Here is a 16,098-nt window from a genome sequence, read left to right on the forward strand (position 1 = left end):
CCCGCTATTCAGGTGATCGCACGCTGTCGCGCGTACGAACGTTATCAGTGTATCTGCCCGTTGTGCATGCGCTTGGTGGCACCGCTGGCGATCAGCTCGGCCAACGCGGCGACGTCCAGCAGCGCGCACATGTGTTCGATCACGGTGCCGGCCAGCCAGGGCCGCTGGGAACGCTGGCTACGCCATTTGATCTCGTCCGGGTTGAGGCGAATCGAGCGGCTGACCTGATGAACCGCCAGCCCCCATTCGTAGCCTTGCACGGAAATCACGTACTGCAACCCCTGCTTGAAATCATCTCGGTAACGATCCGGCATGACCCAGCGTGCGGTATCTAGCACCTTCAGGTTGCCGGATTGTGATGGCAGTATGCCCAAAAACCAGTCCGGTTGGCCAAACAAAGGTGTCAGCTCCTGGCCGGCCAGCGGGTAGATCGACCCCAGGCACACCAACGGCACCGCCAGGGTCAGGCCGGCGACATCGAACAGCAGGCATTCGAACGGCTCTTCGGCCCAATCGGGGCGACCGTCGGGCTGGGTCAGGAAGATCTGTGGTGCCGGGCGATGCACGTCGGCGACCGGCTCGACCACCGGCGGCATGGCAATGGGCTCGACCACGACCGGGGCAACCGCCTCGGCCACCGGCGCGGCCACCTCGACCCGCGGCTCGCTCGCCACCTCGGCGGCAGCCGGAACCAGGGCCAGCGCCGGGGCATCGGCACGCGGCGCCAGTTGCGCATCACGCACCTGTTCCTCGAGCACGGCGGCCTCGAATTCATCGAGGGTACTGTGCTCGAGGGTTTGTTCGAGCTCGATCGCGGCATCCTGCAGCAACCCATCGAGGTAAGACTGCAGCGCCAGTTGGGGCCGAGTTGCAGTAGCAGTGGAACGACTCATGAAGGCAACCTGCAGAAGATATCTGTATGTGCTATCGGCCGCTGGGGCGGCAGACTTGAGCCGATTCGCGCAGAAAATTCAGCCCGCATGCTCAGGCCACCTGGGAGGCGGGCTGCTGCGCCAGCAAGTGCTTGAGCAGCGCGCGGTACGCGATGGTGCCACGGCTGTTGCCGTCGAACTGCGAGGGCGTCAGCCCGGCGCGGCTGGCGTCACGCAGGCGGGTATCGACAGGGATATAGGCCTGCCAGAGCTGCTCGGGATAGGTGTGCTTGAGCAGACGCAGGGTCGACAGCGAAGCCTGGGTGCGGCGGTCGAACAGTGTCGGCACGATGGTGTAAGGCAGCGCCTGCTTGCGCGAGCGATTGATCATGGTCAGGGTGTTGACCATGCGTTCCAGGCCCTTGACCGCCAGGAACTCGGTCTGCACCGGAATTACCAGCTGCTGACTGGCCGCCAGGGCATTGACCATCAGCACGCCGAGCAATGGCGGGCTGTCGATCACCGCATAATCGAAGTCCTGCCACAGCTGCGCCAGGCTCTTGGCGACTACCAGGCCCAGGCCGCTCTGACCTGGCGATTGACGCTCCAGGGTAGCCAGCGCGGTACTCGAGGGTAGCAGGGAAATATGTTCGTGGCTGGTGGGCAGCAGCAGCTGTTTCGGCAGGCCCTCGGGCACGTTGCCCTGGTGCTGGAACAGATCGAAATTGCTGTTTTCCAGGGTATCCGGGTCGTGACCGAAGTAGCTGGTCATCGAGCCATGGGGATCGAGGTCGACCACCACCACACGCTTGCCAGCATCGGCCAACAGGCCTGCCAGGGCGATGCTGGAAGTGGTCTTGCCCACGCCGCCTTTTTGATTCGATACAGCCCACACTCTCATAATCTTCATCCTCCCGGGGACAGGCCTGGCCTGGCCGAGACTAGTTGCCCATTGCAGGGACTGGCGACGGGGAATTGACGGCGCCGTTGGCAGACGCCGGTGCTGCAGGCCCTGTAGCAGGTTGCGTGCCAGCGCGTTGCAGCGCTGCATCAGGCTGCGCGTTGGCGCTTCCCACACCACTCACACTACGCCGTACATCGAGATTACGCGAGACCACCAGCACCACCCTGCGGTTACGCGCCCTGCCCTCCGCCGTGGCGTTATCGGCCACTGGCTGGAACTCGCCGTAGCCCACGGCGGCCAGGCGCGACGGATCGACGCCATCCATGGCCAGCATGCGCACGATGCTCGCAGCACGCGCCGCAGACAGCTCCCAGTTGGTGGGGTACTGCGCCGTCCTGATCGGCTGGTTGTCGGTGAAGCCTTCGACGTGCACCGGATTGCCGTAAGGCGCCAGGATCTTGGCGATCTTCTCGATGATCTCGAAGGCCTCGTCGTTCGGCAATGCGTCACCGCTGGGAAACAACAGCCCGGAGCTCAGTTCGATCTCGATCCACAGTTCATTGCCGCGCACCTTGAGCTGATCGCTCTGCAACAGCCCGCCAAAGGCATCGCGAATGCTGTCGGCGATGTTCTGCAGGGTCGAGGCGGCGATCTGCTGGGGCGACGCCTCGTCGACCATCGAACGATCCGGCTCGGTGGTGCGCGGGCGCTCGTCGCCCACCGGTATGGGCTTGATCGAGCGATCCGGCTGGTTGAAGACGCCGGTCAGGGTTTCCGAAAGGATCTTGTACTTGCCTTCGTTGATCGACGAAATCGAATACATGACCACGAAGAAGGCGAACAGCAGGGTGATGAAATCGGCGTAGGAAACCAGCCAGCGCTCATGGTTCTCGTGTTCTTCGTGATGGCGTCGGCGGGCCATGATCAGCTCATGAAGCCTTGCAGCTTCAGCTCGATGGACCGTGGATTTTCCCCTTCGCCGATCGACAGGATGCCTTCCAAGAGCATCTCGCGGTACGCCGACTGGCGCAGCGCCACCGATTTCAGCTTGTTGCCGATGGGCAGCAGCAGCAGGTTGGCGATGGCCACACCGTAGATGGTGGCAACGAACGCCACGGCGATGCCGCTACCCAGCAGGCTGGGGTCGGCCAGGTTGCCCATCACGTGGATCAGCCCCATGACCGCGCCGATGATGCCGATGGTCGGTGCGTAGCCGCCCATGCATTCGAAGAACTTGGCGGCCTGGATATCGCGGCTTTCCTGGGTGTAGAGATCCACCTCGAGAATGCTGCGAATGGCTTCCGGCTCGGCGCCGTCGACCAGCAGTTGCAGACCCTTGCGAGCATAGGCGTCGGGCTCGCCATCGGCGACCGCCTCCAGGCCCAGCAGGCCTTCCTTGCGCGCGGTCATGCTCCAGTTCACCACGCGGTCGATACCGCCAGGCAGGTCGATCTGCGGCGGCACGAAAATCCAGCGCAGGATGCTTACCGCCCGCTTGAACACCCCCACGGGCGTCTGCAGCAACGCCGCACCCAGTGTCCCGCCGATCACGATCAGCGCCGCCGGGCCGTTGAGCAGTGCCGAGACATGACCGCCTTCCAGGTAGTTGCCGCCCAGAATCGCGACGAACGCCAGAATGACGCCGATCAGGCTCAGCACATCCATCAGAAGCAGGCCTCGACCAGATGGCGACCGATATCATCGAGGGGGTAGACCGCATCGGCCAGGTTGGCCTTGACGATGGCCATGGGCATGCCGTAGATCACGCAGCTGGCTTCATCCTGGGCCCAGATCTGGCTGCCGCCCTGCTTGAGCAGGCGCGCACCTTCACGGCCGTCGGCCCCCATGCCGGTCAACACCACGGCCAGCACCTTGTCGTTGTACGACTTGGCCGCCGACCCGAAGGTGATGTCCACGCAGGGCTTGTAGTTCAGGCGCTCGTCACCGGGCAGGATGCGGATGGTGCCGCGGCCGTCGATCATCATCTGCTTGCCGCCTGGCGCCAGAATGGCCAGGCCGGGGCGCAGGATGTCGCCGTCCTCGGCTTCCTTGACGTTGATCTTGCAGAGCTTGTCCAGACGCTCGGCAAAGGCCTTGGTAAAGGCCGCTGGCATGTGCTGGATCAACACGATGGGCGTCGGGAAGTTGGCTGGCAACTGGGTCAGCACGCGCTGCAGGGCTACCGGGCCGCCTGTCGAGGTGCCGATCGCCACCAGCTTGTAGGCTTTGCGCTTGGGCGCCGCACTGGGAGCGGCATGCCGCTCGGCCGGCGGGTGGCCCGCGCTCGGCTGCGGCCGTGCCAGCGCTGCGGGCGTGCTCGGGGCGCTGGCAGGTCGGCTCGAACTACCGCCGGCAGGCGGCGTCAGGGACGCCGTGCCGAACCCCCGGCGGTTGCTGCGCGAGATGCTGTGAACCTTCTCGCACAGCAACTGCTTGACCTTCTCCGGATTGCGCGAGATGTCCTCGAAGTTCTTCGGCAGAAAGTCCACCGCACCGGCGTCCAGCGCATCCAGGGTGACCCGGGCGCCTTCGTGGGTGAGCGAGGAGAACATCAGAACCGGCGTGGGGCAGCGCTGCATGATGTTGCGCACGGAGGTGATGCCGTCCATGAGCGGCATCTCGTAATCCATGGTGATCACGTCCGGCTTCAATGCCAGGGCCTGATCGATGGCCTCACGGCCGTTGGTGGCCGTGCCGACCACGGTGATGTTGGGATCAGACGAGAGAATCTCCGAAACCCTGCGGCGGAAAAAACCGGAGTCATCGACTACCAGTACCTTGACAACCATAAACACTCCTAAGCGGCACGGCCGTCGCCGTGCCGCGGACGATCAGAGACGCCGTGCGTAGCGCTTGAGCATGCTGGGTACATCGAGGATCAGTGCGATGCGGCCATCACCAGTGATGGTCGCACCGGACATGCCGGGGGTGCCCTGGAGCATCTTGCCCAATGGCTTGATCACCACCTCTTCCTGGCCGACCAGCTGGTCGACCACGAAGCCGATGCGCTGGTTGCCCACGGTGAGAATCACCACATGGCCTTCGCCCTGCTCTACGTGCGCCGCACTGCTCACCAGCCAGCGCTTGAGGTAGAACAGCGGCAGCGCCTTGTCGCGCACGATCACCACTTCCTGGCCATCGACCACATTGGTGCGCGACAGGTCGAGGTGGAAAATCTCGTTGACGTTGACCAGCGGGAAGGCGAACGCCTGGTTGCCCAGCATCACCATCAGCGTCGGCATGATCGCCAGGGTCAGCGGCACCTTGATGACGATCTTCGAACCCTGGCCCTTCTGGGAGAACACGTTGACGGTGCCGTTGAGCTGGGAAATCTTGGTCTTCACCACGTCCATGCCCACACCGCGGCCGGAGACGTCGGAAATCTCGGTCTTGGTCGAGAAGCCGGGGGCGAAGATCAGGTTGTAGCATTCCAGGTCGGTCAGGCGATCGGCCGCGTCCTTGTCCAGCAGGCCCTTTTCCACGGCCTTGCTGCGCAATACGTCGGCGTCCATGCCCTTGCCGTCATCGGTGATCATCAGCAGGATGTGGTCGCCTTCCTGCTCGGCGGACAGCACCACCCGCCCGGTACGCGACTTGCCGGCCGCCTCGCGCTCGTCCGGGCTTTCCACGCCGTGGTCGACGGCGTTGCGCACCAAGTGCACCAGCGGGTCGGCGAGGGCCTCGACGAGGTTCTTGTCCAGGTCGGTCTCTTCACCCACCAGCTCGAGGTTGATCTCCTTCTTGAGCTGACGGGCCAGGTCGCGAACCAGGCGCGGGAAGCGTCCGAAGACCTTCTTGATTGGCTGCATGCGGGTTTTCATGACCGAGGTCTGCAGATCGGCCGTGACCACGTCGAGGTTCGACACCGCCTTGGACATGGCCTCGTCGCCGCTGTTGAGCCCCAGGCGCACCAGACGGTTACGCACCAACACCAGTTCGCCGACCATGTTCATGATCTCGTCCAGGCGGGCGGTGTCGACGCGAACGGTGGTTTCCGCCTCGCTGGCCGGTGCGGCGGCTGCCGGGGCAGGTGCCGGCTTGCTGCTCTCCGCTTTGGCGGCAGCGGGAGCCGCCTTGCCTGGCTCCGGCTTGGCGGCAGGCGCAGCCTTGGTCGGTTCGGCCTTGGCCGCAGGCGGCGCAGCCTTGGCAGGCGCCGGAGCAGGAGCGGGTTTTGCAGCAGGCGCAGCGGCCGCGGCCGGCGCTACCGCAGGCGCGACGAACTGGCCCTTGCCATGCAGCTGGTCGAGCAGCGCTTCGAATTCGTCATCGGTGATCTCGTCGCCCGGCGTAGCCGCAGCCGCGGGCTCGGCGGCCGTTGCGACCGGTGCAGCAGCCGGCGCCACGGCAGGCGCGACGAACTGGCCTTTGCCGTGCAGCTGGTCGAGCAGCGCTTCGAATTCGTCGTCGGTGATTTCATCGCCCGGCGCTGCTGCAGCCGTCGGCTCCGGAGTCGAGGGCACCACCGCCGCGGCGGCCGGCGCCGCGAACTGGCCCTTGCCGTGCAACTGGTCGAGCAGCGACTCGAACTCGTCATCGGTGATTTCGTCGGTCGAGGCACTGGTCGCTGCTGGCGTTTCGTCGCCCAGGGCATCGAGCAATTGCTCGAATTCGCTGTCAGAAATATCTGCTGAAGGCTCGACCGCGGCCGCCACGGGCTCCGCAGGCGCGGGGGCCGGCTCGGCCGCCACTGCGGGCGCAGCCTCTGGCTCGGCGCCACCCGGCTCGGCCAGGCGTGAGAGTGCTGCCAGCAGCTCCGGCGAGGCAGGCGTCAGTTCCACCCGTTCGCGCACCTCGGTGAACATGCCGTTGACGGCGTCCAGTGCTTCAAGCACCACGTCCATCAGTTCGGCATCCACACGGCGCTCACCCTTGCGCAGGATGTCGAACACGTTCTCGGCAATATGGCAGCATTCCACCAACTCGTTGAGCTGCAGGAAGCCGGCACCACCCTTTACCGTGTGAAACCCTCGGAAAATCGCATTGAGCAGGTTCATATCGTCCGGGCGGCTTTCCAGCTCCACCAACTGCTCGGACAATTGCTCAAGAATTTCGCCGGCCTCTACCAGGAAATCCTGGAGGATTTCTTCATCGGCGCCGAAGCTCATATGACGTGCTCCTAAAAACCCAGACTGGACAGCAAATCGTCGACGTCGTCTTGGTTCGAGGCGACGTCATCACGCTTATCGGCATGAATCTGCGGACCTTCACCGCGGGACGGATTTTTTTCTTTGTTCTGCTCGGCACGCAGCTCTTCGTGGTTGTGATCGATACCGGCGAAGCGATCGACCTGGCTGGCCATCAGCACCAGCTTCAGCAGATTGCTCTCGACCTCGGTCACCAACTGGGTGACGCGCTTGATCACCTGACCGGTCAGGTCCTGGTAATCCTGCGCCAGCAGAATGTCGTTGAGATGCCCCGACAACTTGCTGGTGTCGCGCTGGCTGCGCGCCAGGAACAGCTCGATACGCTTGGCCAGTTCACGGAACGCCTCGGCACTCATTTCGCGGCGCATGAAGCGCCCCCAATCCTCGGCGAGCGAATCGGCCTCGCTGCTCAGGTCGTTGACCAGCGGCGCACTCTGCTCGACCAGATCCATGGTGCGGTTGGCCGCACGCTCGGTCATGGTGACCACATAGTTCAGGCGCTCGGTCGCATCGGCGATCTGCGAGATTTCACTGGCGTGCGGTACGCGGGGATCGAGCTGAAAGTTGACGATCGCGTTATGCAGCTCACGAGTGAGCTTGCCGACTTCGAGATAAAGACCCCGGTCGCGCGCCTTGTTCAGTTCGTTGATCAGCTGTACGGCTTCGCCAAAGTTGCCTTGCTCGAGGCTGTCGACCAGTTGGCGGGCATTGCTTTTCAGGGTCGACTCGAGGTCAACATCGTTAGATTCATGGTGTTCCATAACAACCTCGCGGCAGACATCAGCCGTTAACCCGCTCGAAGATTTTCTCGATCTTTTCCTTGAGCACCTGAGCGGTGAACGGCTTGACTACATAGCCATTCACACCGGCTTGCGCGGCCTCGATGATCTGATCGCGTTTGGCTTCCGCCGTGACCATCAGCACAGGCAGGTGCTTGAGTCGCTCGTCGGCACGCACGGCGCGCAACAGGTCGATGCCCGTCATGCCCGGCATGTTCCAGTCGGTTACTAGAAAATCGAAGCTGCCGCTCTGCAGCATCGGCAACGCGGTCGTGCCGTCGTCAGCCTCTGCCGTGTTGGTGAACCCCAGATCACGCAAGAGGTTCTTGATGATCCGTCGCATCGTCGAGAAATCATCGACGATGAGGATTTTCATGTTCTTGTCCAAGTCGACCTCCGTACAGTCCTAAAACGCCTGCAACCTTGTGCAGCGCTTATTAATCGTGAAACCGGCCTGGCTGAACGCCGCAATCGATTGCGCTCGGCTTTGCTGCGTTCACTGTGTGCCCCGCCCTGCTGTCCTGCATTTACCACAAGGACTGGCTCGACCAACTCCAGCCCCTGAACAAATTCCTATGCGCGCCACTCCCCTAGCCGCGCTCGCAAACGAGCGGCACACTGGCTATGCAGCTGGCTGACCCGCGACTCACTCACCCCCAGTACCTCGCCGATTTCCTTGAGGTTCAGCTCCTCGTCGTAATACAGCGACAACACCAGCCGCTCACGCTCCGGCAGATTACTGATGGCATCGGCCAACGCGGCCTGGAAACGATTGTCCTCCAGCTCATGCGATGGTCCGTGATGCAGGGAACTCGTGTCTTCCTGCAGCCCGCCGTTCTCGCCTTCCTGCAAGAGGTCGTCGAAACTGAACAGACGGCTGCCCAAAGTGTCGCCAAGAATGCCGTAGTAATCTTCGAGACTCAATTGGAGTTCGGCAGCAACCTCGTGATCTTTAGCGTCGCGACCGGTTCTGGCCTCAATTTTTCGTATCGCATCACTGACCATGCGGCTGTTGCGGTGCACCGAGCGCGGTGCCCAGTCGCCCTTGCGCACTTCGTCGAGCATGGCGCCGCGAATGCGGATGCCGGCAAAGGTCTCGAAACTGGCACCCTTGCCGGCGTCGTACTTACGCGATGCCTCGAGCAAACCGATCATGCCGGCCTGGATCAGATCGTCGACCTGCACGTTGGCCGGCAGGCGGGCCAACAGGTGGTAGGCGATACGTTTTACCAGCGGCGCGTGGCGCTCGATCAACTGATGCTGTGAATCTCGTGCTGTTGCCTTGCTGTACATTCGGAGTCCAGAGGCTGTCGTCATACAGCCGTGTCTGCAGTCGGTTGTTGCACCAGGCGCTCCACGAAAAACTCCAGATGACCACGCGGGTTGGCCGGTAAGGGCCATGCATCGACCTTCTGGGCAATCGCCTTGAACGCCAGCGCGCACTTCGAACGAGGGAACGCCTCATACACCGCACGTTGTTTCTGTACGGCCTTGCGAACCGATTCGTCGTAGGGAACCGCGCCGACATACTGCAGCGCGACATCCAGAAAACGGTCGGTCACCTTGGTCAGCTTAGCAAACAGATTGCGACCTTCCTGGGGGCTGTGCGCCATGTTGGCGAGCACCCGGAAACGGCTCATGCCGTGGTCGCGATTGAGCAGCTTGATCAGCGCGTAGGCATCGGTGATGGAGGTCGGTTCATCGCACACCACTACCAGCACTTCCTGGGCGGCGCGCACGAAGCTGACCACCGAATCGCCGATGCCGGCAGCGGTGTCGACGATCAGCACGTCGAGGTTGTCGCTGATGTCGCTGAAGGCCTGGATCAGGCCGGCATGCTGCATGGGCGTGAGCTGCACCATGGCCTGGGTGCCGGAGGCCGCGGGCACGATACGAATGCCACCAGGGCCCTGCAATACCACGTCGCGCAGATCACATTGGCCGTCGATGACGTCGGCCAGGGTGCGTTTGGCGGTCAGGCCGAGCAACACGTCGACGTTGGCCAGGCCAAGGTCGGCATCCATGAGCATGACGCGCCGACCGAGATCGGCGAGCGCCAGTGACAAATTCACCGACACATTGGTCTTGCCAACGCCGCCTTTGCCGCCGGTCACCGCGATCACCTGTACGGGATGCATACCCATGTTATCTATACACCTTATCTAACTTCACTGTGGGCCCTGGGGCCATTGTGCGCTGTAGCGGCGAGCACGACCAGCGCTTCGCCACACTCAACCCGTTCAACCGGCCTGCCTGGCCGGGTTCTGATAGAGCCCGGCGAACATGTCGGCCATCGTATCCTCGCTCGGCTCATCGGGTGCCTGCAGGCCAACGGCGCGACTGACCAGCTGGTGGCTGCGCGGCACGTGCACGTCATCCGGAATGCGCGGACCATCTGCCAGGTAGGCTACCGGCAGGCGGTGGCCAATAGCCAGGCCCAAGACCTCGCCCATGCTGGCAGCTTCGTCCAGTTTACTCAGAATGCAGCCGGCCAGCCCACAGCGCTTGTAGCTGTGATAGGCCGCCTTGAGCACCTGGGCCTGGCTGGTAGCGGCCAGCACCAGGTAATTGCGGGCATTGATGCCGCGACTGGCCAGCGCCTCGAGTTGCATGCGCAGCGCCGGATCGTTGGCGGGCAGGCCGGCGGTGTCGATCAGCACCACGCGCTTGCGAGCCAGTGGCGCCAGGGCCTGGGTCAGCGACTGCCCGGGGTCGACCTGGGTCACCGAGACGCCAAGAATCCGTCCCAGGGTCTTGAGCTGCTCCTGGGCACCGATGCGGTAGCTGTCCATGCTCACCAGGGCGATGCTGGCGGCGCCGTACTTGAGTACGTAGCGAGCGGCCAGCTTGGCCAGGGTGGTGGTCTTGCCCATGCCGGCCGGGCCGACCAGGGCGATCACGCCGCCCTCTTCCATCGGTTCCTGCTTGGGCGTCTGAATCGAATGGGCGAGGTGCGCCAGCACCATGCGCCAGGCCTGGCGCTGATCGGCGATCGACGCCACGCGCTCGAGCAGCGTGCGCGCCAGTTCGGCGGGCAGCCCCATACGCTGCAGGCGACGCCACAAGGTGGCCTGCTGTGGACGCCGGGCCTGCATCTGCCCCCAGGCCATCGAACCCATCTGCATTTCGATCAACTCACGCAGGCCATGCAGTTCGGAGCGCATGGAATCCAGCGCCGACTGATCAACCGAGGCCGCAGCCGGCTTCTGCTGCTGGCGCTGCAACACGGCATCCAGGCTGTCGGCGGACGGTGTGGCAGGCGCCGCGCCAAACAGCTGACGGTCCTTGCCGGCATCGAGCTGACTGCGCGTGGTCAGTTCGGCATGGGCCGAAGCGATGCGCGACTGGGTCTTGCGCAGCTCGGCTTCCAGCGCCGGGTTGGCCTGCCGCGCCGGTACCGGCGGAGCCTGATAATCGAGCGCAGCCGTCAATTCCACACCACCGGCCACGCGGCGGTTGGCGATGATGGTCGCATCGGCGCCCAGCTCATCGCGCACCAGCTTCATGGCTTGGCGCATATCGGCAGCGAAAAAGCGTTTGACCTGCATGGCCCGTACCCTCGATTAGTTCTGCCCCACCGTCGCAACGATGGTGACCTGCTTGTTGTCCGGAATTTCCTGGTACGCCAGAACATGCATGCTCGGGACGGCCAACCGGGCGAAACGCGAGAGCATTCCCCGAACCGGCCCGGCTGCCAGCAGAATCACCGGCTTGCCAAGCATCTCCTGACGCTGCGCTGCTTCCACCAGGGAACGCTGCAGCTTCTCGGCCATGCCAGGTTCGAGGAGGATGCCATCCTCGGAGCCCTGACCGGCCTTCTGAAGACTGTTTAGCAATATCTGTTCCAACCTTGGCTCAAGGGTGATCACAGGCAGCTCCGGCTCTAGTCCCACGATGTTTTGCACGATGGCGCGGGACAGCGCGACACGAACTGCCGCCACCATGGCGGCGGGATCTTGACTCCTTGGCGCGACGTTGGCGATGGCCTCGGCGATGGTGCGGATATCGCGCACCGGTACCTGCTCCTGCAACAGCGCCTGCAATACCTTGAGCAGGGTCGACAGGGAAATCAGGCCCGGCACCAGCTCTTCGGCCAGTTTCGGCGAGCTTTTCGCCAGCAGCTGCATCAATTGCTGGACTTCTTCGTGGCCGAGCAGCTCATGGGCGTGCTTGTGCAGGATCTGATTGAGGTGCGTGGCCACCACGGTACTGGCGTCCACCACGGTGTAACCGAGCGACTGCGCCTGGTCGCGCTGGCCCGGGTCGATCCACACCGCCTCCAGGCCGAACGCCGGATCTCTGGCGGCCACCCCATTGAGGGTGCCGAACACCTGGCCGGGGTTGATCGCCAGTTCCCGATCCGGGTACACCTCGGCCTCGGCGACACTGACGCCCATCAGGGTCAGGCGGTAGGCGTTGGGCTGCAGGTCCAGGTTGTCGCGGATATGCACCGATGGCATCAGAAAGCCCATCTCCTGGGAGAGCTTCTTGCGCACGCCCTTGATACGCGCCAGCAGCTGCCCACCCTGGTTGCGATCGACCAGGGGAATCAGCCGGTAGCCCACTTCCAGGCCGACCATGTCCACCGGCACCACGTCGTCCCAGCCCAGTTCCTTGACCTCCTGGGCGCGCTGGGCCGGCAGCAGTTCCTGCTGGCGCTGCACTTCGATGACTTCGGCTTCCTTGACCTTGCGCTGCTTGTTGGCGATCCAGTACGCCGCGCCGGCGGCCACCAGGCCAAGGCTGATGAACGACATGTGGGGCATGCCCGGCACCAGGCCCATGGCGATCATGATTGCCGCCGATACGGCCAGCGCGCGGGGCGAGGCGAACATCTGCCGGTTGACCTGAGCGCCCATGTCCTCGGCGCTGGAAACGCGGGTGACCATGATCGCCGCGGCGGTGGACAGCAGCAGCGAGGGGATCTGGGCGACCAGGCCGTCACCGATGGTCAGCAGCGTGTAGATACGCCCGGCGTCGCCGAAGCTCAGACCGTGCTGCAGCATGCCGATGGCAATGCCGCCGATCAGGTTGATGAACAGGATCAGCAGGCCGGCCACGGCGTCGCCGCGCACGAACTTGCTGGCACCGTCCATGGAACCGTAGAAATCGGCTTCCTGGGCCACCTCGCTGCGGCGCTTCTTGGCTTCCACCTGATCAATCAGGCCGGCGTTGAGGTCGGCGTCGATGGCCATCTGCTTGCCGGGCATGGCGTCCAGGGTGAAGCGCGCGCTCACCTCGGAAATGCGCCCGGCACCCTTGGTGACCACCACGAAGTTGATGATCATGAGGATCGCGAACACCACGATACCGACCACGTAGTTGCCGCCGATCACCACCTCACCGAAGGCCTGGATCACCTTGCCCGCCGCGTCGTGGCCGTCCTGGCCATGCAGCAGCACCACCCGCGTGGAGGCCACGTTGAGGGCCAGACGCAGCAGGGTCGCGGCCAGCAGAATGGTCGGGAACACGGCGAAATCCAGCGGCCGCAGCGCGTAGATCGCCACCAGCAGCACGACGATCGACAACGCGATGCTAAAGGTGAACAGCACGTCGAGCAAAAACGGCGGGATTGGCAGCATGACCATGGCAAGCATGACCAGCAGCAACAGCGGAATGCCGAGATTGCCTTTGCGCAGCCCGGAAAGGTTGCTGCGAACGTCGCCAATCATTTGTGCGCGATCTAGTGCCACGTGGGTACCCCGACTGATTCAATCTTTTGACGTCCAGGACGTCTCTGCAGCCGGTACTGCAAGAACCTTTCCAACTCTTCGAAAGCCGCGAAACAGGCGGCTCCCACCGGCGGCCAAAGGCCGCCACCGCGCAACCGGGGGACGAAAACACGAACCCCACCGGCAAAGGCCAGTCACAGCCTGTGAGCAATGGCTCCACCCAAACACGATCCACCAAGGAGAGCACCATGAAACGTTGGATGATGGCCGCCCTGGCCAGTTGCTGCGCGGCCAGCCTGCACGCCGCTGACAAGACCGTCGAACTCAACGCTGTGGATGCCAACGGCGTCGGCAGTTCGGTGGGCAAGGTGGTGATCAGCCAGAGCCCTTACGGCGTGGTGTTCACCCCCGAGCTGCATGACCTGGAGCCCGGGGTGCATGGCTTCCATGTACACGGCAAGCCCAGTTGCGACCCGGCGCCCAAGGATGGCCAGCCCTCCGCTGCCGAAGCCGCTGGCGGTCACTGGGATCCGAAAAACACCGGCAAGCACGGCCTGCCCTGGGGCGACGGCCATCTGGGCGACCTCCCCGCCCTGCTGGTGACCGCCGACGGCAAGGCCAACCAGCCCGTGCTGGCGCCGCGCATCAAGAGCGTGGACGAGCTCAACAACCTGTCGCTGATGGTACACGCCGGTGGCGACAACCACGCCGACCATCCCAAGCCTCTGGGCGGCGGTGGCGCACGCGTGGCCTGTGGCGTGATCGAGTAACGGACCGGGCGCAGCCTGCACCTGGGCAGGCTGCGCTCACTCATTCGTCCCGGCGCAGATCCGGCGGTATGGGCAGATCCTTCAGCGGCGCCGGCCGCTTGCCCTTGCCGGCCTGGAACTGGCGGATCTGATAGACGTACGCGAGCACCTGGGCGACGGCGAGATACAGGCCGGCAGGAATTTCCTGATCGAGCTCCGTGGTGTGGTAGATCGAACGTGCCAGGGCCGGCGACTCCAGCAGCAGCACGTTGTGCTCGGTGGCGATCTCGCGGATCTTCAGCGCGGTGAAGTCGCTGCCCTTGGCCAGCAACAGGGGCGCCTGCCCCGCTTCCGGGTCGTATTTCAAGGCAACGGCAAAGTGCGTCGGGTTGGTGATCACCACGTCGGCCTGGGGCACGGCCTGCATCATGCGCCGCTGGGTCATCTCGTGCTGCAGCTGGCGAATGCGCTGCTTGACCTCCGGCTTGCCCTCGCTGTCCTTGTACTCGTCCTTGACCTCCTGCTTGGTCATCATCAGCTTCTGCTTGTTGTCCCAGAGCTGGAAGGGCACGTCCACCGCAGCGATCAGGATCAGCCCGAGGGACATCCACAGCGCGCTCCAACCGACGACCTGGGCCGAATGCATGATCGCCGACTCTATGGGTTCGTTGGCGATCGCCAACAGATCGTCGCGATCCATCGAAAGCACCACCAGTGCCACCACCAGAATGACGATGAATTTCCCCAGCGCCTTGAGCAGCTCGACCAGCGCCTTCATCGAGAACATGCGCTTGAGCCCGGCAAGCGGATTCATGCGGCTGAACTTGGGCGCCATGGCCTTGGCCGAGAATAGCCAGCCACCCAGGGCGATCGGCCCGACGATGGACATCACCAGCAGAACGACAAGCAGCGGCATCAGCGCCTCGAGCGCCAACTGCCCGGAAGCGGCCAGCCACAGGGCCATGCTGCGCTCGTCCATCAGTACCTCGCGCGACAGCGAGAAATTGCCGCGCATCATCTCCAGCATGGCGTTGCCGATCGACCCGCCGGTGGCCAGCAGCCCACCGGTCCCCGCCAGCATGATGGCCAGGGTGTTGAGTTCACGGGAACGCGCGATCTGGCCTTTTTCACGGGATTCGCGGCGGCGTTTCTCCGTGGGTTCCTCGCTTTTATCGGCACCGCTATCCGACTCGGCCATCAGCTCGCCCTCGCCAGTTCACGCAGCATGATCAGTGCCTCGGTCGCCAGGGCCTGATAATGCGCCAGGATGTCAGCCAGAGAAATCCACACGATCACCATACCCAGCACCAGGGTGAGCGGAAAACCGATGGAGAAGATGTTCAGTTGCGGCGCCGCACGGGTCATCACGCCAAAGGCGATGTTCACCACCAGCAGCGCGGTGACCGCCGGCAACACCAGAATCAGCGCGGCGCCCATCACCCAGCCGAGCTTGGTGGCGATCTCCCAATAATGCTCGACCTGCAGACCGGAGCCCGGCGGCAGGGTCACGAAGCTCTCGGCCAGCACCTCGAAGACCACCAGGTGGCCGTTCATGGCCAGGAACAGCAAGGTCACCAGCATGGTGAAATACTGGCCGATCACCGGTACCGAAATGCCATTGGCCGGGTCGACCATGGAGGCGAAACCCAGGCCCATCTGCATCGCCAGGATCTGCCCGGCGACCACGAAGACGTGAAAGAACAACTGCAGCACGAAGCCGAGCATCACCCCGATGAGGATTTCCTGGGCGATCAGCATGAAGGCCTGCAGGCTGATCGAATCGACCAGCGGCATCGGCGGCAGGGTGGGCACCACCACCACGCTGATCGCCAGGGCCAGGTACAGGCGCACCCGGGTCGGTACCAGCTGGGTGCCGATGATCGGCACCACCATCAGCAGGGCGGCGATGCGAAACAGCGGCAGCACGAAACTGCTGACCCAGCTGCCGATCTGCGCGTCGCTCAGCTCGAACATCGGC

15 protein-coding genes are annotated in these 16,098 nt (G+C 63.7%); 1 reads left to right on the plus strand and 14 read right to left on the minus strand.

Annotated elements, in window-relative coordinates; all coding sequences use genetic code 11:
* Window positions 1-44: 44 nt before the first annotated feature.
* The 12 genes from SA190iCDA_RS15855 to flhA all read right to left on the minus strand — a co-directional run bounded on the left by SA190iCDA_RS15855 (window position 45) and on the right by flhA (window position 13,371).
* A complete protein-coding gene (locus SA190iCDA_RS15855) occupies window positions 45-893 on the minus strand; it encodes a CheW domain-containing protein (RefSeq protein WP_070886336.1) in 849 nt (282 codons plus the stop codon).
* 91 nt (window positions 894-984) lie between these two features.
* The gene (locus SA190iCDA_RS15860) at window positions 985-1,773 is read right to left on the minus strand and encodes a ParA family protein (protein ID WP_070886337.1); all 789 of its coding nucleotides are present in this window, start codon (window positions 1,771-1,773) and stop codon (window positions 985-987) included.
* A gap of 40 nt (window positions 1,774-1,813) precedes the next feature.
* On the minus strand, window positions 1,814-2,701 hold the full coding sequence (gene motD, locus SA190iCDA_RS15865) for a flagellar motor protein MotD (protein WP_236101301.1): 888 nt from the start codon (window positions 2,699-2,701) through the stop codon (window positions 1,814-1,816).
* A complete protein-coding gene (locus SA190iCDA_RS15870) occupies window positions 2,701-3,441 on the minus strand; it encodes a flagellar motor protein (RefSeq protein WP_070886339.1) in 741 nt (246 codons plus the stop codon). The genes motD and SA190iCDA_RS15870 overlap by 1 nt, the downstream gene beginning before the upstream one ends.
* Window positions 3,441-4,565 carry a protein-glutamate methylesterase/protein-glutamine glutaminase gene (locus tag SA190iCDA_RS15875; protein WP_070886340.1) on the minus strand — a complete coding sequence of 375 codons (1,125 nt, stop codon included), beginning with the start codon at window positions 4,563-4,565 and terminating at the stop codon, window positions 3,441-3,443. The genes SA190iCDA_RS15870 and SA190iCDA_RS15875 overlap by 1 nt, the downstream gene beginning before the upstream one ends.
* Window positions 4,566-4,607: 42 nt before the next feature.
* The gene (locus tag SA190iCDA_RS15880) at window positions 4,608-6,881 is read right to left on the minus strand and encodes a chemotaxis protein CheA (RefSeq protein ID WP_070886341.1); all 2,274 of its coding nucleotides are present in this window, start codon (window positions 6,879-6,881) and stop codon (window positions 4,608-4,610) included.
* An 11-nt stretch (window positions 6,882-6,892) separates the two neighbouring features.
* Complete coding sequence (locus tag SA190iCDA_RS15885) at window positions 6,893-7,681, minus strand: protein phosphatase CheZ (protein ID WP_070886342.1); 789 nt, start codon at window positions 7,679-7,681, stop codon at window positions 6,893-6,895.
* A gap of 19 nt (window positions 7,682-7,700) precedes the next feature.
* Window positions 7,701-8,075 carry a chemotaxis response regulator CheY gene (locus SA190iCDA_RS15890; protein WP_170829026.1) on the minus strand — a complete coding sequence of 125 codons (375 nt, stop codon included), beginning with the start codon at window positions 8,073-8,075 and terminating at the stop codon, window positions 7,701-7,703.
* Window positions 8,076-8,272: 197 nt separating this feature from the next.
* Window positions 8,273-9,016 (minus strand): RNA polymerase sigma factor FliA, encoded by a 744-nt coding sequence (fliA, locus tag SA190iCDA_RS15895; RefSeq protein ID WP_070886343.1) that lies wholly within the window; start codon window positions 9,014-9,016, stop codon window positions 8,273-8,275.
* Window positions 9,013-9,852, minus strand: a complete 840-nt coding sequence (fleN, locus tag SA190iCDA_RS15900) for a flagellar synthesis regulator FleN (protein ID WP_170833959.1) — start codon at window positions 9,850-9,852, stop codon at window positions 9,013-9,015. The genes fliA and fleN overlap by 4 nt, the downstream gene beginning before the upstream one ends.
* An 87-nt stretch (window positions 9,853-9,939) precedes the next feature.
* Entirely contained in the window at window positions 9,940-11,247 is a 1,308-nt protein-coding gene (flhF, locus tag SA190iCDA_RS15905; protein ID WP_070886345.1) for a flagellar biosynthesis protein FlhF, read from the minus strand.
* Between the two features lie 15 nt (window positions 11,248-11,262).
* Window positions 11,263-13,371, minus strand: a complete 2,109-nt coding sequence (gene flhA / locus SA190iCDA_RS15910; RefSeq protein WP_070886346.1) for a flagellar biosynthesis protein FlhA — start codon at window positions 13,369-13,371, stop codon at window positions 11,263-11,265.
* Between the two features lie 248 nt (window positions 13,372-13,619).
* Between flhA and sodC the strand changes: the two genes are divergently transcribed.
* Window positions 13,620-14,141 carry a superoxide dismutase family protein gene (sodC, locus tag SA190iCDA_RS15915; protein WP_070886347.1) on the plus strand — a complete coding sequence of 174 codons (522 nt, stop codon included), beginning with the start codon at window positions 13,620-13,622 and terminating at the stop codon, window positions 14,139-14,141.
* Between the two features lie 40 nt (window positions 14,142-14,181).
* Here sodC and flhB read toward each other — a convergent pair whose 3' ends face one another.
* Both flhB and fliR read right to left on the minus strand, forming a co-directional pair.
* A complete protein-coding gene (flhB, locus tag SA190iCDA_RS15920; RefSeq protein WP_070886348.1) occupies window positions 14,182-15,318 on the minus strand; it encodes a flagellar biosynthesis protein FlhB in 1,137 nt (378 codons plus the stop codon).
* Window positions 15,318-16,094: a flagellar biosynthetic protein FliR gene (gene fliR / locus SA190iCDA_RS15925; RefSeq protein WP_070886349.1), complete on the minus strand. Its 777-nt coding sequence runs from the start codon at window positions 16,092-16,094 to the stop codon at window positions 15,318-15,320. Before fliR ends, flhB begins: the two co-directional genes overlap by 1 nt.
* Window positions 16,095-16,098 lie beyond the last annotated feature (4 nt).

This window comes from Pseudomonas argentinensis (assembly GCF_001839655.2).
Taxonomy (GTDB): Bacteria; Pseudomonadota; Gammaproteobacteria; order Pseudomonadales; family Pseudomonadaceae; genus Aquipseudomonas; species Aquipseudomonas argentinensis_B.